We start from the raw sequence: 26,075 nt of genomic DNA, 5'->3' as shown, positions 1-26,075 counted from the left end.
TGAATTTGATTTAATAACCGCAGAAAATTATAATAGGTGCAGCGCGCCGAAAAATTTGTTGTAAAAAGATTAAAAAATCTATCTAAGGTGCAGCGCACCGCAACATTCTTTCGATGTTCGAAGGTTTAGGTTGCGGTGCGCTGCACCTTGAATCTCCTTAATCTGTGTTGGCCAACACAGATTAAGGTGCGCTGCACCTAATTTTAATTCGGCGGTTCATTATTTAATTTTAATAAGCACTGGGCAATCAAAATTTTATTTAAAGCGATTATTTTTATTGCTCGGTAGTAAGTTGATTATCATTAATTTATTGAATTATTTAACAAGGGTTTCCTATATTCACATTCCTCCAACCATCAGTTTAAATTCATTTCATATGAAAAAAATTCCTTTTATTTTATTGACATTAACCTTATTGGCCGGCTGTAAACAGTCTGCTGAAGAAAACGAAGCAGTGAAGCAACATTACACCATTGAACAATTCATGAACAACCTCTCCATTTTTGGAGGGAGTTTTTCCCCTGACGAAAGCAAAATACTGGTTTCCAGTGATCAAACAGGTATTTTCAATGCCTACACTATAGCTGCAGACGGCGAAAGTGATCCGGTACCATTGACGAATTCAAATAGTGAATCCATTTTTGCCATTTCCTATTTTCCGGAAGACAATCGGATTCTATACAGGAGTGATAATAACGGCAATGAAATATTCCACATTTTTGTCAGAAATGAGGATGGCACCAGCCAGGAGCTTACTCCCGGGGAGCATACCCGTGCCATTTTTTACGCCTGGGCCCACGATGGAAAAAGCTTCCTTTATGGAAGCAATCAAAGAGATCCACAGTTAATGGATGTGTACGAAATGCAGATCGAAAATTTTCAGTCAGAGATGGTTTATCAGAATGACCTGGCACTGGAGTTTGGAGGCATTTCCGATGATAAAAATTATATGGCTTTTTCCAAACCCATAACGACCAACGATAATGACCTCTTTTTATACGACAGATCAAAGGGGGAGTTGATAAAAATATCAGAAGAACCGGCCGCCAATCGCCCCGCTGATTTCGGGAAAGACAATAAGTCTTTATACTACACCACGGATTTAGGCAGTGAGTTTGCCTATTTGATGAAATACGACTTTGAATCAGGAGATAAAATCAAGGTATTGGAAGAAAGCTGGGATATCTGGTATGCTTATTTTTCCTATACTGGAAAATACCGGGTCATCGGGATCAATGAGGATGGCAAAACCGTCGTAAAAGTGATGAACATGCAAACAGGAGAGCTAATTGATTTTCCTGAATTTAAAAACGGAGATATTAATTCGGTCAATATTTCGAAGAGTGAAAAAAAGGTGTCCTTTTATGTGGAAAGCTCTTCTTCTCCAGCCAATCTTTATATATTCGATATAGGCGAAGGTAGCTTCAGGAAACTAACCAATACCCTCAATCCTGAAATCGATGAGAAGGATCTGGTCACTGCGGAAGTGGTGAGGTTTACTTCATTTGACGGTACTGAAATTCCAGGCATCTTTTATAAACCTAAAGGGGCAAGTGCTGAAAATGTGGTTCCTGCTATCGTTCAGGTCCATGGTGGTCCGGGCGGGCAGTCAAGACAGAATTATTCTGCATTAACTCAATACCTCGTCAACCATGGTTATGCAGTTTATGCCGTAAACAACAGGGGAAGCAGCGGTTATGGAAAGACATTTTATAAAATGGATGACCGGAATCACGGGGAAGGGGATCTGATGGATTGTGTTAAAGCCAAAGATTACCTTGCAGCCCTTGATTATATCGACGGGGGAAAAATTGGGATCATGGGAGGTTCTTATGGTGGGTTTATGACCATGGCGGCGCTGACCAGCCAGCCGGAGGAATTCGAAGTTGGCGTTAATATGTATGGCGTGACCAATTGGCTGCGCACCCTCAAGAGTATTCCTCCATGGTGGGAATCCTTCAAGACTGCGTTGTACCAGGAAATGGGGGATCCTGCCGTGGATTCTGTGCGATTGTACAATATCTCACCGTTGTTCCATGCCAATAAAATCGTCAAACCTCTAATGGTATTACAAGGCGCCCAGGATCCTCGCGTTTTGCAGGCCGAATCCGACGAGATCGTGGCAGCGGCCCGCAAAAATAATGTTCCGGTAGAATACCTTCTTTTTCCGGATGAAGGACACGGATTCGTCAAAAAGGAAAACCGGATCGAAGCTTATGGTAAGATCCTGATATTCCTGGATAAATATTTAAAAAAGGAAGAATTGAAAGGGTAACATTTCGCTAATGGCCTCAATTTTCCAACAATCCCGCAGCTTTGTCATCTAAAAACCAATGCAAATTGCTGTTATTCTCAGTGATCAGCTGGGCCGGGAAATTTTCAGGGTCATGTATGCCTTGAATCACCTGTTGCACTGCTTCGGCTTTGTTTGACCCAAAAACGAGGAAGGCAGTATTTTTGGCCTGGTTGATCAATGCGGCAGTCATAGTGATTCGGAAGGTATTTTCATTTTTTAAGAAAACAGCTTCCACTGAGGGGCTTTCCTCATTAAGTACCTCGGTAAAAGGGAACAAAGAAGCCGTGTGTGCATTATCTCCCAGCCCCAGCAGGATCAGATCAAAGTGAATGGGTTTACCTTTGAAATGGGACGTGATGGTTTCCATATATTTTTCCGCCGATTCCATCGGGGAAAAAGAGGTGTCTATTTTAAAAATTTGGCTATGGGGAATTTGCAGGGGATGAAACAATACATTTTCGGCCATAAGCCCATTATTCTGAGGGTCGTCGGCAGGGACGAATCGTTCATCCCCAAAGAAAAAATAAACTTTTTTCCAATCTATTTTTTCCCGGAAATCCGGGGAAGCCAATAATTGGTACACCCTTTTTGGAGAACTTCCCCCAGCGAGGACTACATTGAATAGTCCCTGGCTTTTAATATACTTTTGCGCCTGATCGGTGAAATATTCAGCGAAAGCCGTGATTAATTCCTTTTCTGAATCAAAAATGTGGAGTTTCATTAGTTTGTCTTTTTGTTATTGGGGGGCAATGAAAACCAATGGAAACCGTCGCGGGCGATCAAGGCTTCAGCCAATTCAGGCCCCCAGGAGTCTGCGGAATAATTAGGAAAGTCAAGGCTCGTTTTGGTTTGCCAGGAATGGAGTACGGGCATCAGTAGTTCCCAGGCCGCCTCGACCTGGTCGCCACGCATAAACAGGGTTTGATCCCCTTCTATGGTATCCAGCAAAAGGGTTTCATAAGCTTCGGGCGTTTCCTTTCCGTAATTGTTATCATAGTCAAAAACCATATCTACGGTATTCAGGATCATTTCCAATCCTGGCTTTTTGGCTTGCATTTGCAGGCGGATACTCATTTCCGGCTGGATACTGATGACCAGCCGGTTTTGCCGCCAATTGTCAATGGCCGATTCAGGGAAAACCATATGCGGCACATCCCTGAACTGGATAGAAATAATAGAGGCGGACTGATGGAGTCGCTTGCCCGAGCGCATATAAAACGGGACACCGTGCCAGCGCCAGTTGTCGATAAAAAACTTCAAGGCGGCAAAAGTTTCGGTATTGGATTGAGGGTCCACATTGGCTTCTTCCCGGTATCCGGGTACTTTGACTCCTTCAATCCAGCCTTCTCCATACTGACCCCGTACCGCGTTTCTTTTTATATCTTCGGATTCAAAGGGACGCATGGAACGCAGTACGTCCACCTTGCGATTGCGGACTTCATCCGCCTGGAAATTGATAGGATTTTCCATAGCGATGAGGCAAAGCAATTGCAAAACATGGTTTTGTATCATGTCACGCAGCACGCCGGCTCCTTCATAAAATTGACCCCGGCTGCCAACGCCCAATTGTTCACTTACCGATATTTGTACATGCTGGATATAATTTCGGTTCCAGATAGGCTCCAAAATGGAGTTGGCAAAACGAAAGGCCATTATGTTTTGTACCGTTTCTTTTCCCAGGTAATGGTCGATACGATAGATCTGGTTTTCATCAAAAATATTACATAAAAGTCGGTTCAGGGATTTAGCGGATTCCAGGTCATTGCCAAAAGGTTTTTCGATCACGATCCGCGTTTTGTCGGGTCGACCGGAAAGCTTGTTCTTTTTTATATTTTGGGCAATTATCGGAAAAAAATCGGAGGCGACGGCCATGTAAAAAATAATGATGGGTTCTTTGGCCCACTCTTTTTTTAACTGGTCTATTTTAACGCCTATTTGCTGGTAATCGCTATCTGCATTGATGTCGCCTGCCTGGTAGGTAATGTTTTTCGAAAAATTCGCCCAATTCACCTGGTCGGCTTCCCCTTTGCGGGAAAATTTGTTTATTCCGTCCAGTAATTTAGTTTTAAAATCATCATCTGAATATTTTGAACGCCCGGTGCCGATAATGGCAAACTGTTCCGGCAGCCAATGGTCCAGAAAAAGGTTGTAAAGTGCGGGGTTGATTTTACGCCAGTTCAAATCCCCGGTAGCGCCGAAGATGACAAAAATTACGGGGTCGGATTTTATTTTAAGCATTGGATAGTTTTTTTAAATTAATCATTTTTTTCAAACAGACCATTGGGTATGAAACACCCCTTCTTTTCCAGTCAATTCATAAGTATGCGCCCCGAAATAATCCCGTTGTGCCTGGATGAGATTGGTGGTCAGCCTTCCGGTACGCAGGGCATCAAAATAATTAAGCGAAGCAGCAAAAACAGGAACAGAGAAACCACCGTTCATCGCTCCGGTGACGACAGACCTGGCGCTTGCCAGATTGGCATTGATCAGGGATTGAATATTTTTATCCAAAAACAAATGTTCCAGATTTCGATCTTTCTGAAAAGCCGAAAAAATATCCTCCAGGAAAACGGAACGTATGATGCAGCCGCCTCTCCAGATTTTAGCTATCTGGTCAAGGGGTAAGTCGTAATGGTATTCCTGGGAGGCTTTGTAGAGCAAATGCATGCCCTGGGCGTATAGGGTGACCATGCTAAAATAAAATGCCTGTTCCAGTTTGACCAAATATTCGGATAAATCGCCTCCGCTCAATAGATTCCCTTCTTTTTCATTGGGAAAGCTGTTATCCAATTGCATTCTCAATGATTTATATTTGGATAAATCGCGCATGGATACGGCCACATCAATGGCCGGGATGGGCAGTTGAAGGTCCATGGCATATTGGGAAGTCCATTTGCCGGTTCCTTTGGATTTGGCTTCGTCTTTTATATCATCCAGCAATAAATGCCCGGTTTCCGGATTTTTAAAGGCAAAAATATCCCGGGTAATTTCGAGGAGGAAAGATTGCAAATGGCCTTCGTTCCAGTCTTTAAAAATAGCGTGAATGGCCTCGTTTTTTAAATTCAGCCCGTTTTTTAAAATGTGATACGTTTCGGCAATGAGTTGCATGAGGGCATATTCGATACCGTTGTGTACCATTTTTACAAAATGCCCCGATGCTCCGGGACCGATGTAGGTAACGCAAGGCTCCCCATTGACTTGCGCCGCAATTTTTTCAAAGACAGGTTTCACGTGCTCATAGGCTTTTTTGTCTCCTCCCGGCATCATGCTTGGCCCTTTTCTGGCGCCTTCCTCACCTCCTGAAATGCCCATACCAAAAAAATGAAGCCCCTTTTGCTCCAATTCAGAGGCCCGGCGTTCCGTATCAGTAAATTGTGAATTACCGCCATCAATAATAAGGTCTCCTTTTTCCAGTAAGGGCAGTAGATCAGCGATGACATAGTCCACAATTTTCCCGGCCGGAACCAGCATCATGATGGCTCGCGGCGTTTTTAACTGGCTGATGAATTCGCCTATTTCCGTAAAACCTTTTACGTTATTTTGGTTTCCCTCTTTTTCAAGCACGGCCACCTGTGCCGCATTTTTATCATACCCGGCCACCACAAAACCATGTTCGGCCATATTTAGCAAGAGGTTTCGTCCCATCGTCCCTAATCCTATCATGCCAAATTCAAAGGGTGTCGATTGTTCTTTATTCATGTTCGTTTAATTTTAGTTTTACAGTTGCTCAAATTAATTTTTTTTCTCCACGATGCTTAAAAAAGCAGGTAAGACTACTAATAATAATGGCAGAGCCAGGATCAAACCGCCGATGACGGCAATGGCCAGGGGTTGATGCATTTGGGCGCCGGTGCCAATTCCCATGGCCAATGGAAGAAGCGCCACAATGGCTCCAAAGACAGTCATCAGCTTAGGCCGCAACCGGGTAGATATGGAATAAATAATGGCTTCGTTTCTTCCTGTAATCTTTCTTTGTTCGGCATATTGAAAATAAGTAAAAATGGCATTTTCACCTGTGATGCCGATGATCATAATGATGCCGACGTAACTACCCACGTTCAGAGGGGTTCCTGTAAGATAGAGTGCAACAAGGCTGCCCGAAACACCCAACACCGCAATGATGATGATCACAAAAGCAATCATGAATTTTTTAAATAAAAAGAGGATAACCGTAAAAACCAACAGGCTCGCCAGCAATAAAATGGTCATCAATTCCTGGAAGGCTTGTTGTTGTTGTGCATAGGCCCCGCCGTATTCAATATTATAGCCTACGGGTAGCGGGACATTTTCTCTGATGGCCGCCTGGATGTCTCTGAGGGTGGTACCCAAGTCACGGTTGTTGAGCCGGGCTGTAATGACGCCTATGTTCTTGCCATTTTCCCGGTTGATTTCTGCTGTACCCGGTTCAACCAATACTTTGGCAAACCTGGAAATGGGCATGAGTTGTCCGTTGGGTTGAAATATCTGACCCTGCTCCAAATGATTAACGGTCGTTTTTTCGCTTCCGGGATAGATCATCCTGATCGGAGTCATTTGTTCCGTCTCGGTTACTGCCCCGAGGAGGGTTCCCTCCAATTGAGTTTGTAGCTGAAACTGAAAGTCTGAAGGCTCCAGCCCGAATTGTTTCAGAAGGGCCACCTCTGGCTCGATGGTCACAGAAGGGCCGGCCACCACAATCCCGTCAAAAACATCTGCAGTGCCTTTGGTATTTTCTACTTCTGCCGCAACTTTGCGCGACAGGTTTTCCAATACTTTACGGTCCGTGCCGTATATTTTGATTTCAATGGGTTGTACGCTGGCCATCAGGTCGCCCAGCATATCTCCGATTACCTGTCCGAAATCTACGGTCAATGCCGGTAATATGGCTTCCACCCGCTGCCTGATGTCGTCCGAAACTTCCTCGGTAGTCCTGTTTCGCTTTTTCCTTAACTGTATAAGATAATCGCCCCTGTTGGGTTCGGTAATGAAAAATCCCATTTGTGTGCCTGTTCTTCGAGAATAGGAAGTCACTTCAGGAGTGCTGTCCAGTACCTTGTCCACTTGCCTGAGCATAAGGTCTGTTGCTTCAAGAGAGGTGCCCGGCGGTGAGTTGTAATCCAGGACGATGGACCCTTCATCCATTTCAGGAAGAAAACCGGAAGGAAGCTTGGGGGCAATTTTCCAAATGATGAACCCTAAAAACACAACAAACAAAATGGAGAAGATCGGGAATCGGATGGCCATTTTAACCCACTTCCTGGGCTTAACCGTTTTATGTTCCAGGGTTTCACTTTTTGGCCTGTTGCGGGAGAATAGCAGATAAATGACTGGCAATCCTATCCACGTAATAATGAAAGAGCAGATTAGGGTGACGATCATGGTTTCCGTCAAAATGCGGAAGTAAGCTCCTGCAATACCCGTCATTAAACCAAAAGGCAGAAAAATGACAATCGTGCTTAAGGAGGAACCTACCATGGCCGGAAAAAGGTAATGTATGGCCTTTCCTATCAGGTCCCGGGGGGATTGCTCAGGCGATTCTTCATGACTTCGGTGAAGTTGTTCCACAATAATAATGGCATCATCTATAACCAGGCCTATCGCGGCGGCAATGGCACCAAGGGTCATGATATTAAAATCGTACCCCATCGAAAACAATGCGATCAGGGTCAGGCTCAGGGTCAGTGGAATGGTAAACAGCAGGACTATACTACTTTTGAAGGATCTCAAAAATATGATCGCTACGATCATGGCGAGAATTAGCCCGATCCAGAGCACATCCTGAATGCTACTTACGGAATCCGTAACAAAATCAGCCTGTTGATAATAAGGACGCAGCCTTATTCCTTTGGGCAACACCTGGTTTAATTCAGTCACCCTCTTATCCAGCCCTGCGGCCACATCAATCAAATTGGCATCCGGTTGTTTGGCCACCGCAATCAGTGGTATATCTTTTCCGTTGGCTTTTATTTTAATATATTCTTTCTCGGCCTCCACCTTCACTTCAGCGATGTCCTTTACTTTAACGACGCGCATGGGCGAACTGACTACTATCGTTTGTTCCAGATCATTCAGATTATCCATCACAACATCCGTTAGGGTGAGGTACAACCGGTCAAAAGCTTGTAAATACCCATTGGAAATGACAAAATTAGTCTGGGACAATACATCAAAAACCATTTGTGGTGTGATTCCCAGTTCACTCATTTTTATGGGATTCAGTACCAGATGAAATTCTTTGTTTTTTCCACCGATCACGAAAACGTCAGACACCCCGGCCACCTGGGATAAAAAAGGTTTTACCGTATAAAGAGCAATATTTTTTAATTCGATCTGACTACGGTCTCCTTCCAGGGAATAACCGGCGATGGGCAGGATGGAAGGATTCATTTTTTCGATGGTGAATTGTGCATCTGGCGGGAAATCCAGCCGTTTTTGGCTGATTCGGCTTTCGATGCGCTGTTGCCCCAGGTCAATATTTTCATTCCAGTCGAAAAAAGCGGAAATTTCGGCACTTCCCCTGCTCGTGGTACTTCTGATGGTATTCAAACCCGGTACCTGCCGGATGGCTTCTTCCAGGGGGCGCGTGACGGTCAGCATCATTTTATCCACAGGCTGTTGTCCGTTTTCCGCAATTATTTTCACTTTCGGAAAAGTGACATTGGGGAATAAATCGGACTTCATTCGGCTATAGGCAAATACGCCTCCAAAAAAAACAATGGCCAACAGGACTCCAATGGGATTCTTAAATTTGACGTAATTGATCATGCTGTTCGTTTTTTCTTATAGTTGCGGGACCACCATAATAGAGGCCGTATCAGGCAACCCGTAGGCACCATCAATCACAATTCGATCTTCAGGAGTTAATGGGCTGTTCTTCAATTCAATCAGAGAATCGCTTTGTAATCCCAGGAATACAGTCTGGCGTATGGCCAGGGTGTCATTCAAAATTTTCATGACCCAGAAATCTGTTTGTTCTTCATTGCTTTGAACCGCTTTGCGAGGGACCGCCAAAGCATTATCTTTTAAATGGAGGGGCACGGAAACGGTCAGGTTCAGATTTTCCGGCAAAAAACGAAAGGGCGTCAGGGTGACTAAATATGGCATGGTCTGAGAAACGACGTCTTCAGAAGGAAGCAACTGTTTGACGACGCCCTTGAGCCATTCTCCGTCGGGTAAACGCACGCTAACCCGCTTTTGCAAAGTCACTTCCTGATTGTATTCATAAGGGACATAAAGCTTTACGGCCAATGAATTAGGTTTGGTGACCTCCGCCATTACATCTCCTTCTGCCACATAGTCTCCTTCCTGAAAAAATACCTGGGTTATGATCCCTGTATTTTTTGCATTAATGTGAATTACCCCGGTAATGTTAATATCAGGATCTTTAAGTATTTCATCCCCGAGTGCTTCCGCTTCTTTGGTTTTTATACTAAAGACATGTTCACCGGCTTTCACCCGGTTTCCCTGTTGTATTTTGGCCGCCTGGACAAACCCCGTTGTCGTTGCCCGGATATTTTCCCGACTGGTATAAATGGTAACCGCATTCATGGTGAGTTCCTCTTTCATCAGGTGTAAGGCAGGGTTTCCTGCAATCACCTGGGCGCGGGAAGCAAAGAATTCCTCCTCTCCGGATGCGGCATCCCCTTTTTTGTTATGATGGCAACTTAAACAAAGAAGTGAAATAAGGAATATTTGTATGATTGACTTTTTCATAATGATAAAACGATCTGATCTGTTTTTAATTGGCAGCTTAGTTATTCCAGTAATTGATCTCGTTGATGATCAATAATAATTGTATGTCCACCTGAGCTTTTTGCTGCTGAAGGTCACTATACGTTCTCAAAATGTTCAAATAATCCATTACAGATAATTGACCAAGGGCCATCTCCTGGCGGTAAGTGGTGAATAACTTTTGATAAACCTCCAATTGTTGGTTGATCAGGTTAATATTCTTTCGGGTCTCTTCTAAAAGCAAGGCGTAGTTCTGACGGTTATTCTGGATTTGCTGATAGATGAATTGTGCCTGGTTTTTAGCATTGAATTGCCTGATCTCGTTTTGTTGTGCGTTAATTGTCCTTTGTCCGCCGTCCCGGAATAACCAGGACGCATGAATTCCTGCACTCACTCCGACTTTCCGGTAGACATGGTTAAGGTCGATGGCATTGATTCCCCCGTTGGCAAAAATATTGACCTGGGGAAGGTAACGACTTTCAAAAAGAGCCTGGTCATTCTCAGCGGCAAGGGAATCCAGGTGGTATTGTCCCAGAAATAAAGAATTTTGGTCACTATCGGTTATCGTCAATGCTGCTGAATCCAAACGCACCAGACTGGTGTCGACAATACCTGCGTCCGTATTGAGTAGCTGTATCGCCTGACGGTATTGAATTTTAAGCATATTCATCAGGTAATCCTGGTTTTTGATTTCAAGCGTAAGTAATTCCAGGTCTGTTACCCTTAATAATCCCCTGTCTGTCAATTTTCGGACGAACTCTTTTTGGTTGTCGAGGAGCCCTTTGACTTGCAGCACATAATCCATTTGATGCTGAAGCAGGTATGCATTGAGGTAATCTTCTGTGATTTTGCGTTTAAGATCAATTTCCAGCATTTGATACTGTTGCTTCACCCCTTTTTGTATCAATTCTTGCTCGGATACCAATGGTCGGCTTAGTTTTTTCGTCGCCAACGGGTAGGTGACATTTACCATTCCTGAATATAGTCCTCCATTGGTGACCCCTGCATCATAACCGAAAGCCTTTGCTTCAGGAGCGGCGGTAACCGCCAATACCTGCCCGTTATTAAAAAAATACGGGGCCAGCAACAAATCTCCGGTGACCGACCACTGTGGTTTTTGAAATTGGGTTTTTATCTTTTGGATTTCCAATCCGGATATTTTTTGCTGATAATTATATTCCTGAAGGGAAGCATTGCGGGTAATGGCCTGTTCGAGGTAGTAATCAATATTTGTCTGAGCCGAAATGGGAACACTGGCAAAACATAAAAACAAAATAGAACAGAAAATGCAGGTAATATTATTCATAGTTCCTAAAAAAAGCGGTAAAAGGTTGTTCTCAAAAAAATATTTTTCAGGCACAACCCAATAAAATGATTTATGATCGTATCCGATAGATTCTACTTTCCTGATTTTATCTTTAAAAGATTCAAGAAATCCATCAGGTCACAATAATGATTTGGCATCATGGGGGGGATTGATGATGGCAAAGGCTAAACTCCCAAGTAATGATTGACTTTTTTCACTAAATGGAAAGGAAACTGTTTATTTATTTTTTTATGACAAATGGTCTCGTTTCAAGATCATTTGATCACCATTATTTTTTTCCAGAAAACCTTTTTATCAATTATTATTTTTAACCAATAAATGCCTTCAGGAAAGCCTTTCATATTTAGCATGACCTGGTTATTTGCCATGCTTTTTTCTTGCCTGAGTATTTTATGTCCGTTCATACTAAAAAGTATGAGCTGGCCGGGTGTGTTTTCGTCAAGATTAAAGTTGATATACAGCCATTCAGACACCGGATTGGGTAAAATGGTAATCCTGTTTCTCAATTCCGTATCATTTGTCGCCGTCACCTGATCGACTACCGCACAGTCAGTTATTTCACAGCCATTGGCATCCGTAACCAGGAGACAGTAGGTATTGGCCACAACGTTTTCCAGATCCTCTGCAATGCTGATGATCGGTCCGCCCTGTATGGACCAAACATACTCATAAGGCGGGGTGCCTCCACTGATTGTGGCATCGGCCCAACCGTTATTGTTCATGTCAATTTCAGGGGTAGTAACAATATCCAACCCCAACATTGCCGGAAAATCGACCGACAGATCTTCTGAATAAGAACAACCGACGCTGTCTGTTACGGTCCAAGAAACACTGGCCGAAACGTAAAAGGTTAGATGATCAATCGTGGCTCCAGTGTTCCAAAAATAGGAATAGGGTGGGGCGCCTCCTTCGGGGATTAGGGTTGCTGTAATCGGTAATCCTTCGCAACTCGCCGGGCTTAGCGCCACTGAAGCACTCAAGGTTGGCGCAACGGTCACATTAAAACTGCAGGAAGCCAGGTTTCCGGAAACGTCGGAGGCCATATAAAGGACTTCGGTGGTCCCCACCGGGAAAGTGCTACCGGACAACTCTCCTTCCATTAATTCAACATCCACGGTACTGCAATTGTCCGTTGCTGAAGGAAGCGCATATTCAACTTCACTGCAATTTTCGGTAACGATATCTCCCGGACACAGCACAAATACAGGAGGTATCGTATCCTCTACGGTAACAACGACCGTTGCGGTGTCGCTCAGATTACCGGTGTCGAATACAACTGCCTGGATAAGATTGTCTCCAATATCTTCACATTCAAAATGGTTGATATTTACATAAAACGAATCGATGCCACAGTTATCCGTGCTCCCGCCGTTGATGTCGGAAGGTAAAAAAGAAGCGGTGCCGGATTCATCGAGGAAAATCGTAATATTCTGGGTCACCAATACCGGAGCTTCCGTATCTTCTTCAACGATGTCAAATGAAAGTATCTGTTCGCAACCCTCTGCATCGGTGAGGGTACATCCATAAGTTCCTCCTGACAATTGTTCAATATGATTATCGGTGCTGCCGGTCGACCAATCAAACGAAAAAGGGGCAGCCCCCCCGACAATGGTGGTTATTTCCAGGCTTCCACTTGAGCTTCCAGGACAGATGGACGTGATGCCATTTACCGCCGGTTCCAGTGTTCCGCAATCAAAGCTGCTTACTGTAACAGAGGAAACAATGGTGCATCCATTGGCATCGGAGGCGGTTACTGAATAATCGCCCGGCGCCAGGTTGTTGATTGTGGGCGTCGTGCCTCCTGTACTCCATAAATAACTATAACCCGGGGTTCCGCCAAATGCAGCAGCAGAAGCTGTTCCGTCATTGAAGTCATTGCCCGTTTCGGAAGTTGACGAGGTGGCAATGCTCATTGGAGGCGGTTCTGAAATGATAACCGAGGTACTGGCCTCACATCCTGCGGCATCCAACACGGTAAAACTGTAGGATCCGGCGGGTAGTCCCGTATTTTGAAGATTTAATCCTGTATATTCAAAGGGATCGTTTCCTCCCTCAATCTCAAAAGTGACCGTTCCGTCGGCTCCTCCATTGCAGAGCACATCGCTAATGGATAAAATCGAAATGTCCGGTATGGAGGACGGAAAAACGACAACGGTATCTGTGCCGATGCATCCGTTTTCCTGGTTTTCAGCTATGAGAATATATGTTCCGGTATCTTGTACAAAGATGGTGCCGGTGAAAAAGGTTGTGTCCGATAAAGTCCAGGATAAGGTACTGAAGGCTGGCGTCGCGGATCCGTTCAATATGGTTTGTCCGGTAGTGCAGGGAAGAAAAATATCCTCTCCGCCTTGTGCTACCGGCGCCAGGGTGTCCTGGGTTACCAATACCACATCCGTTGCGAAGCAATGGGTTTCTGTATTGGTGACAGTGAGAAAATAGGTTCCTGGCTCGTTTACCACCTGGGTGGGAGTGGTGGCTCCATTGGACCATGAATAAGAAATCCCGGTTCCAATGGAAGAACCTGTGCCTCCGATGGTGGTTTCAGTAAAAACACAATTAAAGGTTACCTCCGGTCCCGCATCCGCAATGGGAGCAGGGAATGGCGTAATGGTAATTTCGGCATGGTTGGTACAACCGTTAAAATTCGCTACCGTTACACTATAGGTTTCCGGTTGACAAACGAAGATGCTCGCTGAAGTTTGCCCTGAACTCCAGGCATATTGTGTAAGACCGTCTCCAACGGCAGTTAAAATGCCACAGGATCCTTCGCAAAACTGGCCGTCCAGCAAAATGGAAACGTCGGGAATTTCACTGATCGTTAATGCTACAAGAGTTCGCATATCACTTACGCAACCGGACGACGGATTGCGGGATGCTGCATAATAAGAACCCTCCTCGGCAGGCATGAATTGACTGGAGTCGCTCAAAAGCAGGTTTCCCCCAGAAGGGGCATCATACCAGTCAATGACCATTCCGGTAGGAGGGGTTACGGTTAAAAAAGGAATCATATCCCCTTCGCAAATAAGACGATCTCCACCGCTTGACGGGGCTTCAATATCCGGGCAACCACAGCCGGGAGGCGTAATAAAGATTTGCGAAGCACAGGAAGTTACCGTATTGGTGGCCGTGATGGTAACTGATGCAGTATCTATGGGGATCTCGCTTATCCTGAAAAATCCATTGCCGAGGTTGGTAATCTCCCCTTCTGTGGCGGTTACCTGGTTGGCATTAGTCGTGATGTGGACCGTATAAGTGAGTACATCTGAACTACAATCAATAGAAAAGACATCCAGGGAAGGGTTGGAAAAAACGCTTATCGTCATTTGATCGGCCGAACTGCACCCGTTGGATCCCGTCACGGTCACGGTATAGGCAGTTGTATTGGTTGGACATACCTCGATGGATGAACCTGTGCCGACTCCGTCTGCCCAAACGTAAGTATAAGGCAAACTACCCTGGGTAGCTGAGGCTGTGAGAAGGTAACATTCTCCTTCGCAGATCGCCACCGAACTGCCGGCATCGGCTACAGGAGCTTCGAAATTTTCATAGACTACTACTGCATCGGTAGCGCTGCAGCCATTAGCATTGTTGGTGACCAGCAAGGTGTAGGTACCCAATTCATCCACCACCGGATTTAAGGAAGTAATGCCTGAAACGATATTTCCATTGGCGGTGAACCACAAAAATGAATAATTAGCTCCCTGGGAGGATCCCGAACCGTTTAGGGTAAATTGAGGCCCCGGGTTATTGCAATCCTTGGAAACATCAATGCCCGCATCGGCGATAGGGGCGGCGGTGTCGGCCAGGATGGTAAACTGCTCGATAAAGATACAACCATTGGCATCGGTTACCGTCAGGGATTGATTTCCGGCGCTGAGGTTAACGGCCGTTTGGGTCGTCTCTCCGTTTTGCCAATGGTATTGATAATTTGGTGTGCCTCCCGTGACGATGGCTGAAGCTGAACCCACAGGGCTGAAACAAGTCACGTGGGCATTTATTATGGCCGTAGCATTGAGCTCAGGAGGTGCATTGATAATAATACTTGTCGAAGCGGTGGCTCCATCAGCGAGATCCGTTACCGTAACGGATGCCGTTCCTGCTGATAACCCGGTAGCCGTAGCCGTCGTCTGTCCATTGGTCCATACATAGGCATAATTACCGCTGCCTCCCGAAGCACCCGCTGAAGCGCTTCCGTCAGATCCGAGGAAACAACTTACATTGGTGAATGAAATAATGGTAATATCAAGGGTAAAAGTCTCCGGTGCAAAGGTCGCTGAATGGCCGTAAGCCGGGATGCCCGAAAAATGGGAAAAAAACGCAAACGCAATTATTGTTTGCCATGGGAAAACAGATTTGAGTAATTTTGTTGCCATTATTTTAATCAGTTTTGGTACCGAGTCAAAAGCGGAAGTATATAAGTAGTTGCCTGCCAGTGTATTAGGAAAGAAATTTGAAGGAGTCTAGTGGTAGATTGTTGAATATCCGGCAAGCTGCAAAAATTAGCCTTATCCCTAATTTATGCTTTATGTAATTCCGAAACAATAATAAGCATTTTATCAATATTTTGCTCGGGATGGAAGGTTTAAAATTTAAAAATATCAAAGAAATGGTCATGAAATTATTAGTATTTTGTGTGCACAAAATGTAACGGCCGGTTAAACGGGATGAAAAAAAGAAGTTAAATGAAGATAAAAAACAAATGGGGCACCTTTATTATTTTTTGGGCCCTGACAATCGGGGTGGGCCCGGGTTGCAAAGAGAATGCTACAGTGGATATTGCCAGCGAAAAGATTTTGGATTCACTGGCCATTCAACAAATTGATACCTTTTTCGTGGCTTCCAGCATCCGGGCACTGGAGGTGGTAAATGATCAAACGGTGTGGTTTGCCGGTTCTGAGGGCCGGTTTGGTTTTACAGAGGACGACGGGAAATCATGGACCATTGACAGCATCAGGACGGATACCATTGTGCCCCATTTTCGGGCGATATCGGTGACGGAGGAGGCCGTTTTTCTCTTGTGCATAGGTTCCCCGGCCTTATTGTATAAATCTGTGGATAAAGGAAAAAACTGGGAGGTCGTTTACCGGGAGGATCATCCGGCCGCTTTTTATGATGCGATGGCTTTCTGGGACGCAAAAGAAGGCATCGCCATGGGAGATCCGACAGAAGGGTTTTTGTCGGTTATTATCACACGGGATGGCGGAAATACCTGGGAAAAAGTGGATGGTAAGAATCTGCCTCCGACAGCGGATGGGGAAGCGGCTTTCGCCGCCAGCAATTCCAATATTGCTCTTTATGGAGATCACGCATGGATTGTAAGTGGAGGCAAAAAAGCAAGGGTTTTTCATTCGCCGGACAGAGGCCGCACCTGGGAAGTTTTTAACACCCCGATTATCGCAGGAGAGCAGATGACCGGTATTTTTTCCTGCGATTTTTGGGATGACCAACATGGGATCATCTTTGGAGGCAATTGGGAAAAACAGGACCAGAACACTCAAAATAAAGCCTTGACCAATGATGGAGGTCATTCCTGGTATCTGGTGGCTGAAGGTTATTTTCCCGGCTATCGTTCCTGTGTACAGTATGCTCCTGATGGCAACGGCAAAATCCTGGTGGCGGCAGGCATCCCGGGCATCTGCTGGTCACAGGATGGTGGGAACAGCTGGGCGCCCCTTAGTGATAAAAGTTTTTATACCATTCGGTTTGGCAACAGCAACAAAACGGCCTGGGTGGCCGGGCAAAATAAAATCGGAAAAATCGTTTGGGCAGATTTGGAGCAATAAGGATGGGCAACTTTTACTTTAGCTGAATTTTGACCATTAACTTTACACCGTTTTACAACATGAATCAGTCGGATCCGAAAATAAGCATTTTAGTGCCTGTATATAATGCATTGCCCTTTTTAAGGGATTGCCTGGAGGCTGTTTTGCAGCAAACCGAACAGCATTGGGAACTCATTGCCGTGAACGACTTTTCCGAAGATGAGAGCGGTGTTTTGTTGGAAACCTATACCGCAAAGGATCCGCGGATCAAAGTGCTGAACAATACCGAAAAAGGCATTATTCCCGCCCTGCGGCTGGCCTTTTCACAAAGTACGGGACAACTCATCACCCGCATGGATGCTGATGATATCATGATGCCGGGGAAACTTGAAGCCCTCAAAAGAATTCTACTTCAAAACGGTTTGGGAACCCTGGCCACGGGAAAAGTGAAGTATATCTCCGAAACCCGGCTGGGAGGAGGTTACCTGAGGTATGAAGAGTGGTTGAACCAACGGGTGGATAAAAACGATCATTTTAATGAAATTTACCGGGAATGCGTGATTCCTTCCCCTTGCTGGATGTTGTGGAAACAGGATCTTGAAAGTTGCGGGGCCTTTTCATCGGATACTTATCCGGAAGATTACGACCTGTGTTTTCGTTTTTATAAAAAAGGATTGAACCCAGTGGGGAGCCCCGAAGTGCTTCATTACTGGCGGGATCACGCGGGGCGAAGTTCGAGGAATGACCCCCATTATGCCAACCAGCAGTATTTTAGTTTGAAGCTTCCCCGGTTTCTTGAGCTGGATCGTATGGAAGAAATGCCCCTGGTATTGTGGGGAGCCGGCAATAAAGGAAAACAACTGGCCTCTATGCTTTCCGGGCGTAAAAAAGAATTCCGGTGGTTGTGCAACAGCCCCTCAAAATGGGGGCACAAAGTGAATGGTGTCGTTTTCGAACCCGTTGAGCGGATAGCAGAAATGTCCTCTCCGCAGATCATTATTGCCGTCGGGAACCCACAGGATCAGCAGGAGATCCGGGCTTATTTAAATCAATTGGGCAAACAAAACGGGCGCGATTATTTTTTCTTTTGTTAAAATTCAGGAACGGATCATTTCTGCCAGTTCCGAAAGGCCGGAAACCTTTAAATCTATCTTAAATCGCTTGTCGGCTCTTTCCTGCTCCAAAACCTTGACGACTTCCTCCGGGTTGGTTTCCACAAAAATGGTTTGCATGCCCAGGGTTCGTCCGAAAAACATATCACTCAGTGAATCACCCACCATGGCGGATTTTTTAAACCGGATTTCCGGAAAATCTCTCTGGGCCCAAAGGGCCATGACCGGTTCAGGTTTCCTGCAGGAAAAGGGGGCATCGCGTAAATCCGGGCAAAAATAAGCGGCTTCTATTTGTCCCCCGAATGCTTCTATTTTTTTGAACATATACTGATGAATGATCTCAAGGTCTTGCTCGGTCATCAATCCTTTTCCGATGCCCTGCTGGTTCGTCACCACGATCACCCGGCCGAATATTTGGGTAAAAACAGCTATTGCGTCAGGTACATTGGGCAGGAATTCGAATTCAGCCACACTGCGAACGTACTTGCCCGGCAATCTTCGGTTGATCACGCCGTCCCTGTCGAGGAATAAAGTCCAGTCTGAATTGAATTTAAACATCGGATTGTAAGGTGTATTCAGAAAATTTATGTTCCCGGTTTAACGAATCCGAATATTTTTGATCATGGTAGTCCACGGCCTCCTGGATACTCATAAAAAAGTGATCTTTCCCGATCTTTCCGGTAAGGTTCCCTTTTTCGAGGGCATCGCGTATAGGCCCCTTTACCCCGGAAAAAACGACATCAATTCCCCTGGAGTTGTAATCGTCCATCAGGTCATCGACGGCATGTACAGCACTGCTGTCCATATTGTTCATGGCCTCGCAATCGACGATGATCAGTTTTAAGGCATCGCATTTTTTCTTACTTAGGGCATAGAGGTTGTCTTTAAAATAATTGATGTTGGCAAAATATAACTGGGCATCAAAACGCATGATCAATATTTCATCCCTTTGTTCGAGGTTTTGGAAGCGCTCGACATTCCTGTAAAAGTGGGTTCCCGGGACTTTACCCAATTCAGCAAAATGGGGGCGGGTGGTCCGGAAAATGACCATCACCAAAGACAGTACAACTCCCAACCCTATTCCCTGCTCGATACCCAGAGAGAGGGTGCCCAGGAAAGTTACGATCAGCATCCAGAAATCAGTACGGTTGCTCTTCCATAAATGGATCGCTTCTTTGATATCGATCAACCCGAAAACGGCGACCATGATGACTGAAGCGAGAATGGCTTTAGGTAAATAGTAGAATAACGGGGTGAGAAACAAGAGGGTAATGACGATGAGCAGGGCACTGATGATGCCTGCCATACCGGTATTCGCTCCGGCCTGGTCGTTCACTGCTGTTCTGGAAAACCCGCCAGTAACCGGGTAGGACTGGAAAAATGCCCCCCCTATGTTGGCTACTCCCAAAGCGATCAGTTCCTGGTTAGGGACCACCTGGTAATTTTTGTGTCTGGCCTGAATGGCCTTGGCTACGGCAATACTTTCCATGAAACTCACCAGGGAAATGGTCAGGGCTATGATCAGTAATTCACTCATGGATTGCATGTCGATAGCGGGCATCGCAAATTTTGGTAATCCGGAGGGCACCTCGCCTACGATTTTAACCCCCATCTGGTTTAGGCCCAACGCCCATACGGCAATAATTCCAAGGATTACCGCCACCAGCGTGCCGGGAATAGCTTTGTTTATTTTTTTGATGCCGATAATGACAGCAATACCCCCAAGAGAAAGCAAAATGGTAGGCCACTGGCCGATATCAAATTTTTCAATGGCTTCCAGGATGATTTCGTGGATATGGTGGCTTCCTCCGATATTGATTCCCAGTAAATGTTTCAACTGACTTAACCCAATGATCAGGGCCGCAGCAGAAGTAAATCCGCTGATGACAGGGTGGGAGAGGAAGTTCACGAGGAAACCGAGTTTAAACACCCCTAAAAGCAGCTGGATGACTCCCACAAAAAGGGTCAGGGCGATGGCCAGGCCGATATAAATTGCACTGCCGGCTTCCGGTGCCAATGCCCCGATGCCTGCAGCTGTCAATAGGGATACCATGGCCACAGGTCCCACAGCCAGCTGACGCGAGGTGCCAAAAATGGAATATAAAATGATCGGAATCGTGGAGGCATATAACCCGTAAATGGGGGGCAACCCGGCGATAAGGGCATAGGCCATTCCCTGTGGGATCAGCATCACGCCCACCGTCAACCCGGCGGCAAGGTCTCCTTTAAAAAGATCTTTGTTGTATTTGGGCAACCAATCGGTGATCGGCAGCAATTCTTTGATTTTCATTGAAATAGCATTAAACCTTACAAAAGCAGGGTTGTTTATTCATGTAGTTCAGGTAATTGGGCAATTAAGACCACAATATTTTGTTGTGTTTTTCTGTTTTTTATGGTCCAATGACCCAATTTGGCCACGAAGGTATTGAAAAGCTTTATTTTTTATGGTGATAAATATCACATTTACTGGCCGGATGATGCTAATCCATAGGGTTTGATTGGGGAAGTTTCCCTTGCTCATTGTTGTATGACTTTTTGGGTCTGGCTAAACGAATTTAATTATCTTGCATCGAATTTTAAAGGCATTTTATCATGCCTAAAATAATGAACAAATGATCAAAACAGATATCCTTGTCATTGGCGCTGGTATAGGCGGACTGACTACTGCCATCAAAATTGCTGAAAAGCGTAAGGATCTTAAAATAATGGTACTCACCAAAACGGAGGAAAATGAAAGCAATACCCGTTATGCACAGGGAGGAGTAGCCGCAGTTTGGAACGATGATAAAGATAACCTTCAGAAACATGTCAATGACACCCTGGATGCCGGGGATGGCCTATGCAATTTAAAGGCTGTGGAAATTGTTACTTCGGAGGGGCCGCAACGGGTGCGCGAGATCATAGAGTGGGGTACCCGTTTTGATAAAAATGATGCCAATAAATACGACCTTGGCCGGGAAGGCGGGCATTCTGAGAATCGCATATTACATTATAAAGACCTTACCGGCTGGGAAATCCAACGGGCGTTGCTGGCCAAAGCCGACGCGATGCCAAACCTGGAAATCCATGAGCACTATTTTGCCGTGGATTTTATTACTCAGCACCATCTTGGGTTTACGGTTACCCGGTTGACGGAAGATATCGAATGTTATGGCGCCTATGTGCTGAACAAGGATACCAAAGAAATGGAAACCATCCTCGCCCGTCAAACCGTTGTAGCCACGGGAGGCGCCGGCCAGGTTTACCGGAATACCACCAACCCGGTTATTGCAACAGGAGATGGTATTGCCATGATGTATCGTGCAAAGGGACACCTGGGGAATATGGAATTCGTTCAGTTTCATCCTACTGCTTTGTTCAACCCGGCGGGAGAAAATCCTTCTTTTCTGGTTTCTGAAGCCGTCAGAGGATTTGGGGCCATTTTAAAACAGCGCGACGGCAAAACTTTTATGGAGAAATACGATCCCCGCGAGTCGCTTGCACCCCGAGATATTGTCGCCCGAGCCATCGATAATGAGATGAAAATTCAAGGGGAAGAGTGCATGTTCCTCGATTGCCGCCACCTGGATATGGAGGCATTCAAGGCTCATTTCCCGACGATATTGGATAAGTGTCTCAGCATTGGGATCAATCCCGCAAAAGATATGATCCCTGTTGTGCCGGCCTGCCATTATATGTGTGGAGGGATCAGGACCGATGAAATGGGCCGCAGCTCGATCAAAAATCTCTATGCTTGCGGAGAATGCACCAGTACCGGACTGCATGGAGCCAATCGCCTGGCTTCCAATTCATTGCTTGAGGCTTTGGTCTTTGCTCACAGGATACACCTGGATGTGGTGGATACCATTGACCAGACAGAATATGCCGTCGGTATTCCCGATTGGAATGCCAGTGGGACTACGGATCCCAATGAAATGGTGCTCATCACCCAAAGCATTAAGGAACTGAAGGAAGTGATGAGCAGTTATGTGGGCATCGTGCGGTCTAATGTACGTTTGAAAAGAGCCCTGGATCGGTTACAATTGTTATATAAAGAGACCGAGGAATTGTACCTCACCACGGTGCTTTCTCCCCAGTTGTGCGAATTGCGAAACCTCATTACCATCGCTTACCTGGTCAGTCGTGCCGCCAGTATGAGAAAGGAAAGCCGGGGACTGCATTATACCACGGATTATCCGGAGAAGCAGCATTTTATTCAGGAGTCTATACTTTAGGTGTTTATTGTAATGTTTACCAGTATTTTGTTCAGGTTGAGCGCAGCGAAATCGTACCGTCAGGTCGGGAGGGTTCAAATGGAGCGTAGCGACATCGTACCGTAGGTCGGGAGGGTTTCAGGAGTTTCAAGTGGTTTCATGTTGTTCCAGGTTTCAGGGGTTTAAATGGTTTCAGGGGTTTAAAATGGTTTGAAAAAACCAGCAACCAGCAACGAGCAACCAGCAACAAGATTCCAATGTTTCAAGTTGTTCCAGGAGTTCCAGATTTTTGCAGGGATTTAAATGTCCTGCTGGTAAGGTCTTATGCTAAAAAAAATACAATTCTATGAGTGGTCCACATCCCATCATTTTATTCGACGGTGTCTGCAATTTATGCAATGGCAGTGTGCAGTTTGTATTGAACAGGGACCGGGCCGGTTATTTTAAATACGCCTCTCTTCAATCCGAAAGCGGGCAGGAGTTGTTGAAAAAATACGGGTTGCCGACGGATGATTATAATTCCTTTGTGCTGGTCGAAGGGGAGCGCGTTTATACCCAATCGACAGCCGCCCTCAGGGTAGCCCGTAATCTGGAAGGAGCCTGGAAGATCCTTTATGGCTTTATTATCATTCCTGCATTCATCCGTGATGCCGTGTATAGCTTGATTGCCCGGAACAGGTACCGCATCTTTGGAAAACGGGAATCCTGTATGCTACCGCAGCCGGAATGGAAATCCCGTTTTTTGGAATGAAACAAAACACATTTTTCCAATTGATTGTAGCAGAATTAAAGAAGCCGGTAACGAAATTTTCGTTACCGGCTTCTTTAATTAAGGGGCACTTCAATTGCTGAAGTGCCCCTTTTTATAGCATCAATTCATTAATTATCTGCTAATTATTTAATCAATCCAATTACTTGTTGATCACAATTTGTTTGGTGATTCTTTGACCTTCTGATACAAAGTTCAGATTGTACAGACCACTTGCGATTTTCGCACTGGTCAGATCAGCAGTAATGGTTGAAGTTTCGATGGCATCAAAAGACTTGGTATAAACTTCCTGGCCAAGGCTATTGTAAATCACTACCGTAGCAGCTTTACCGATGAAGTTTTCTACCTGGATGTTCACCAATCCGTCAGATGGGTTTGGATAAACAGTAAGGCTTCCGATTCTTTCTACTCCATCACTGATGGTTTGAGGCGTAGTAATGGCACTTTCCTGACCAAGTATTGGGCTTGGTGGAGGAGGACCTACACTCAAACAAGCAGCACATTCTGTTGGGAAGTCATTAGCTGCTTCACCAGCACAGATGCCGTCCCATGACGTACTACAACAGAATGGGTCATAAGCACAAACGGCCGCTTCACAAGTAGGATCAGCCGGGAAGCCCGGAGTTCCTGTAGAAGCACCACAATAAGGACCTGCGTAAGAGCCACCGCCGGCGCCAAAGCTACTGAGGCAAGGACAAGGACCTGTTGAAGGATTACCGAATACAGCCGTAGTCACTGCATTGACGTTGATACTTTCAACGAACATTCCTACCTGGAGGCAGTTGTTCATTGGCATAGAAAATGCCATCAACTGCTGCCAGTTGGTTCCATCTTCTGAGATATAACCGGCAAACTGATTGCCTACTCTTTCCAGTCTCAGCCAGTTCCATCCTCCAGGGCGTGGGTACTGCTGGCTCTGAGCCAGACCGTTGGTAGATTTACGAAGGTCTCTGCGTACCAGGTTACCTAATTGTGTTTTCAACGCTACTTTCTTTGAACCTTGTGCTGTAGATTCACGCATAACGATGCCAGCCCATCCCAAACCGTCGATATCATTTACTCTTGCCTGAATATAACCGTCGCCACATAAAGTCTGAAGGATATAACCTCCCTGATCTTTGAATGGAGAAGAGTACTGGTTAGAACTTACTGTGTATTCTTCACCACATGAAACATAGCCGAAGTTACCTACAGCAGCGCCAACATGGCTAGTAGTCCATGGTGCAGGAACAGGGCCTGCTCCGTCGGTTACTAAAATTTGGTCACCGTTTGCCACAGCTCCGTTATAACCGTCAATCATAACATAATAAGTCTGACCGGGTTGAACGCTGAAGTAATCCAGGGATGGAGCAAAACCAAATTCACCATCATCATTGGCAGCTACTTCCTGGTACTTGAAGAACTCGCCGCAAGCAGGAGTAGTCCATACAGCCATTTGTAAGTCGCTTGTACCGAGAACGTCAATCTTAACACATCCGCTGGCAGGTCCTACAAAAGTGTACCATACAGAATTGTTAACGGTGAGCTCGAATGAACACCATCCATCAGTGGATGAACAACCATCTGAACCAGCACCAGGATTTGGCTCCCACTGCTGAGTGGTAGCAAGTGCGTTATCAATGCCGGCAGGTACGCCAATGGTCAATGGGGTAGCATCACATGCATTGTCATTGACTGGAGGACCACAGTTTGCTGAACTAACGGTGATACCACCGTTTGTTGTGCTGGCTCCATTGTAACCATCTACCTGTACGTAATAGGTTTGGCCGGGTACTACTGTGAGGAAAGCCAAAGCTGGAGCTAATCCATTTCCGCCATCATCGTTTCCTGCTACTTCAGTATATGAGGCGAAGTTGCCACAACTTCCCACAGTATAAACAGCCACCTGCAAATCCGTAGTTCCCGTGAAGTCGATATTAACACAACCGCCGGCAGGGCCTACAAAAGTGTACCATACGGAATTGTCAACATCCAGTTCAAAGCTGCACCATCCGTCCTGAGAATCACAGGAACTTGGGCCTGTACCAGGACCAGGATTAACTTCACCGACCTCAGCTGTAGCGCCATTATTGTTAACGATAGCAGTTACTCCAAGCGTAAGGGCCTCGGCATTACATGCATCATCATTGGTAACGGAAGGAAGCAGGGTGGCATTGAGGGTCATGCAGGTACTCTCACTTACGCAATTATACTTGTCAATCAAAATCCGGTAATCACCGGTTAAGGCTGGAGTAAAAGTTACTTCAGACTGTAGGCCACAAAAGTCATCATTAAAAGCCAAAGCAGCTCCGCCGGAATTCGAGTAAATTGTGATCTGAGTGTCGAAGTCCGTATCTCCACAAGTAGAAAAAGTGTAAGTCTGACCGGCAATCATGTTGGTGACCAGTCGATACTCACCTCCGTAGAGACAAGTTGTCAATGTCTGCGTTACCCCGGGTACAGTAGGTGCAGCACTGCTTGAATACTGTGTGTTATCGTCAGGACACTGAGCAAAAGTCTGCTGTGTCGACAAAGCCGATAGTGCAAAAATGAACAATGCGATAAAAGTGTACCGCATGTTAATGTAATTTTTTAGAATCATAATGAATTTGTTTTAAAAAAAGTGTTAATAAAAAATCCCATGAAAAAAGACAGTATTATCTTTTTTTCAGCAATTATTCTTTATCAGAGGCGCGTTTTAAATCGTTTCTGTGTAATCGGATTGGGCAGTACGCTTTGGGACAAATAAAAGCAAGGCACAAACCTGCCTTAAAGCACATTTGTCCAAAGTTTATTTTGCCTCTCGTGGATTGGATTATAATTCCCCCCGAAAACGGGAAGAAAAGCGTATGTGTAAATGGTATGTATTGTATTGTCCCTGTAGCAAAACAAATTTAGATTTATTTTTTTGTTATTCAAATTTTATG

General features: G+C 45.4%; 15 protein-coding genes. 5 read left to right on the top strand and 10 right to left on the bottom strand.

Going from position 1 to position 26,075, the window contains the following annotated elements:
• Positions 1-376: 376 nt before the first annotated feature.
• Positions 377-2,275: a S9 family peptidase gene (locus H6571_07910; GenBank protein ID MCB9323654.1), complete on the top strand. Its 1,899-nt coding sequence runs from the start codon at positions 377-379 to the stop codon at positions 2,273-2,275.
• A 16-nt stretch (positions 2,276-2,291) separates the two neighbouring features.
• On the opposite strand, the gene pgl is transcribed toward H6571_07910, so the two are convergent.
• From pgl to H6571_07875, 7 genes are all read right to left on the bottom strand, one after another.
• On the bottom strand, positions 2,292-3,017 hold the full coding sequence (pgl, locus tag H6571_07905) for a 6-phosphogluconolactonase (GenBank protein MCB9323653.1): 726 nt from the start codon (positions 3,015-3,017) through the stop codon (positions 2,292-2,294).
• Positions 3,017-4,534 (bottom strand): glucose-6-phosphate dehydrogenase, encoded by a 1,518-nt coding sequence (zwf, locus tag H6571_07900; protein ID MCB9323652.1) that lies wholly within the window; start codon positions 4,532-4,534, stop codon positions 3,017-3,019. The genes pgl and zwf overlap by 1 nt, the downstream gene beginning before the upstream one ends.
• 30 nt (positions 4,535-4,564) lie before the next feature.
• Positions 4,565-5,995 carry an NADP-dependent phosphogluconate dehydrogenase gene (gene gndA, locus H6571_07895; protein ID MCB9323651.1) on the bottom strand — a complete coding sequence of 477 codons (1,431 nt, stop codon included), beginning with the start codon at positions 5,993-5,995 and terminating at the stop codon, positions 4,565-4,567.
• A 33-nt stretch (positions 5,996-6,028) separates the two neighbouring features.
• Positions 6,029-9,040 carry an efflux RND transporter permease subunit gene (locus H6571_07890; protein MCB9323650.1) on the bottom strand — a complete coding sequence of 1,004 codons (3,012 nt, stop codon included), beginning with the start codon at positions 9,038-9,040 and terminating at the stop codon, positions 6,029-6,031.
• 15 nt (positions 9,041-9,055) lie between these two features.
• The gene (locus tag H6571_07885) at positions 9,056-9,988 is read right to left on the bottom strand and encodes an HlyD family efflux transporter periplasmic adaptor subunit (protein ID MCB9323649.1); all 933 of its coding nucleotides are present in this window, start codon (positions 9,986-9,988) and stop codon (positions 9,056-9,058) included.
• A 37-nt stretch (positions 9,989-10,025) separates the two neighbouring features.
• Positions 10,026-11,312 (bottom strand): TolC family protein, encoded by a 1,287-nt coding sequence (locus tag H6571_07880; protein MCB9323648.1) that lies wholly within the window; start codon positions 11,310-11,312, stop codon positions 10,026-10,028.
• 275 nt (positions 11,313-11,587) lie between these two features.
• Positions 11,588-15,706: an HYR domain-containing protein gene (locus H6571_07875; GenBank protein MCB9323647.1), complete on the bottom strand. Its 4,119-nt coding sequence runs from the start codon at positions 15,704-15,706 to the stop codon at positions 11,588-11,590.
• Positions 15,707-16,015: 309 nt separating this feature from the next.
• Here H6571_07875 and H6571_07870 point away from each other — a divergent pair, with 309 nt between their 5' ends.
• On the top strand, positions 16,016-17,116 hold the full coding sequence (locus H6571_07870; protein MCB9323646.1) for an oxidoreductase: 1,101 nt from the start codon (positions 16,016-16,018) through the stop codon (positions 17,114-17,116).
• A gap of 59 nt (positions 17,117-17,175) precedes the next feature.
• Positions 17,176-18,189 carry a glycosyltransferase family 2 protein gene (locus H6571_07865; protein MCB9323645.1) on the top strand — a complete coding sequence of 338 codons (1,014 nt, stop codon included), beginning with the start codon at positions 17,176-17,178 and terminating at the stop codon, positions 18,187-18,189.
• A 3-nt stretch (positions 18,190-18,192) separates the two neighbouring features.
• On the opposite strand, the gene H6571_07860 is transcribed toward H6571_07865, so the two are convergent.
• Complete coding sequence (locus H6571_07860; protein ID MCB9323644.1) at positions 18,193-18,765, bottom strand: HAD-IIIA family hydrolase; 573 nt, start codon at positions 18,763-18,765, stop codon at positions 18,193-18,195.
• Positions 18,758-20,497: a solute carrier family 26 protein gene (locus H6571_07855; protein ID MCB9323643.1), complete on the bottom strand. Its 1,740-nt coding sequence runs from the start codon at positions 20,495-20,497 to the stop codon at positions 18,758-18,760. Before H6571_07855 ends, H6571_07860 begins: the two co-directional genes overlap by 8 nt.
• A 322-nt stretch (positions 20,498-20,819) precedes the next feature.
• Here H6571_07855 and nadB point away from each other — a divergent pair, with 322 nt between their 5' ends.
• Both nadB and H6571_07845 read left to right on the top strand, forming a co-directional pair.
• On the top strand, positions 20,820-22,421 hold the full coding sequence (gene nadB, locus H6571_07850; GenBank protein ID MCB9323642.1) for an L-aspartate oxidase: 1,602 nt from the start codon (positions 20,820-20,822) through the stop codon (positions 22,419-22,421).
• Positions 22,422-22,746: 325 nt separating this feature from the next.
• The gene (locus H6571_07845; protein ID MCB9323641.1) at positions 22,747-23,151 is read left to right on the top strand and encodes a thiol-disulfide oxidoreductase DCC family protein; all 405 of its coding nucleotides are present in this window, start codon (positions 22,747-22,749) and stop codon (positions 23,149-23,151) included.
• A gap of 160 nt (positions 23,152-23,311) precedes the next feature.
• Here the strand turns inward: H6571_07845 and H6571_07840 are convergent, their stop codons facing one another.
• Positions 23,312-25,726: a T9SS type A sorting domain-containing protein gene (locus H6571_07840; GenBank protein MCB9323640.1), complete on the bottom strand. Its 2,415-nt coding sequence runs from the start codon at positions 25,724-25,726 to the stop codon at positions 23,312-23,314.
• Positions 25,727-26,075: the final 349 nt, after the last annotated feature.

It is taken from the genome of Lewinellaceae bacterium (assembly GCA_020636105.1).
Classification (GTDB): Bacteria; Bacteroidota; Bacteroidia; order Chitinophagales; family Saprospiraceae; genus BCD1.
This window is presented reverse-complemented; position numbering and strand designations above follow the sequence as displayed.

Coding starts and splice junctions, on each gene's coding strand:
- H6571_07910 (MCB9323654.1), top strand. CDS start 377: ATGAAAAAAATTCCTTTTATTTTATTGACATTAACCTTATTGGCCGGC.
- pgl (MCB9323653.1), bottom strand. CDS start 3,017: ATGAAACTCCACATTTTTGATTCAGAAAAGGAATTAATCACGGCTTTC.
- zwf (MCB9323652.1), bottom strand. CDS start 4,534: ATGCTTAAAATAAAATCCGACCCCGTAATTTTTGTCATCTTCGGCGCT.
- gndA (MCB9323651.1), bottom strand. CDS start 5,995: ATGAATAAAGAACAATCGACACCCTTTGAATTTGGCATGATAGGATTA.
- H6571_07890 (MCB9323650.1), bottom strand. CDS start 9,040: ATGATCAATTACGTCAAATTTAAGAATCCCATTGGAGTCCTGTTGGCC.
- H6571_07885 (MCB9323649.1), bottom strand. CDS start 9,988: ATGAAAAAGTCAATCATACAAATATTCCTTATTTCACTTCTTTGTTTA.
- H6571_07880 (MCB9323648.1), bottom strand. CDS start 11,312: ATGAATAATATTACCTGCATTTTCTGTTCTATTTTGTTTTTATGTTTT.
- H6571_07875 (MCB9323647.1), bottom strand. CDS start 15,706: ATGGCAACAAAATTACTCAAATCTGTTTTCCCATGGCAAACAATAATT.
- H6571_07870 (MCB9323646.1), top strand. CDS start 16,016: ATGAAGATAAAAAACAAATGGGGCACCTTTATTATTTTTTGGGCCCTG.
- H6571_07865 (MCB9323645.1), top strand. CDS start 17,176: ATGAATCAGTCGGATCCGAAAATAAGCATTTTAGTGCCTGTATATAAT.
- H6571_07860 (MCB9323644.1), bottom strand. CDS start 18,765: ATGTTTAAATTCAATTCAGACTGGACTTTATTCCTCGACAGGGACGGC.
- H6571_07855 (MCB9323643.1), bottom strand. CDS start 20,497: ATGAAAATCAAAGAATTGCTGCCGATCACCGATTGGTTGCCCAAATAC.
- nadB (MCB9323642.1), top strand. CDS start 20,820: ATGATCAAAACAGATATCCTTGTCATTGGCGCTGGTATAGGCGGACTG.
- H6571_07845 (MCB9323641.1), top strand. CDS start 22,747: ATGAGTGGTCCACATCCCATCATTTTATTCGACGGTGTCTGCAATTTA.
- H6571_07840 (MCB9323640.1), bottom strand. CDS start 25,726: ATGCGGTACACTTTTATCGCATTGTTCATTTTTGCACTATCGGCTTTG.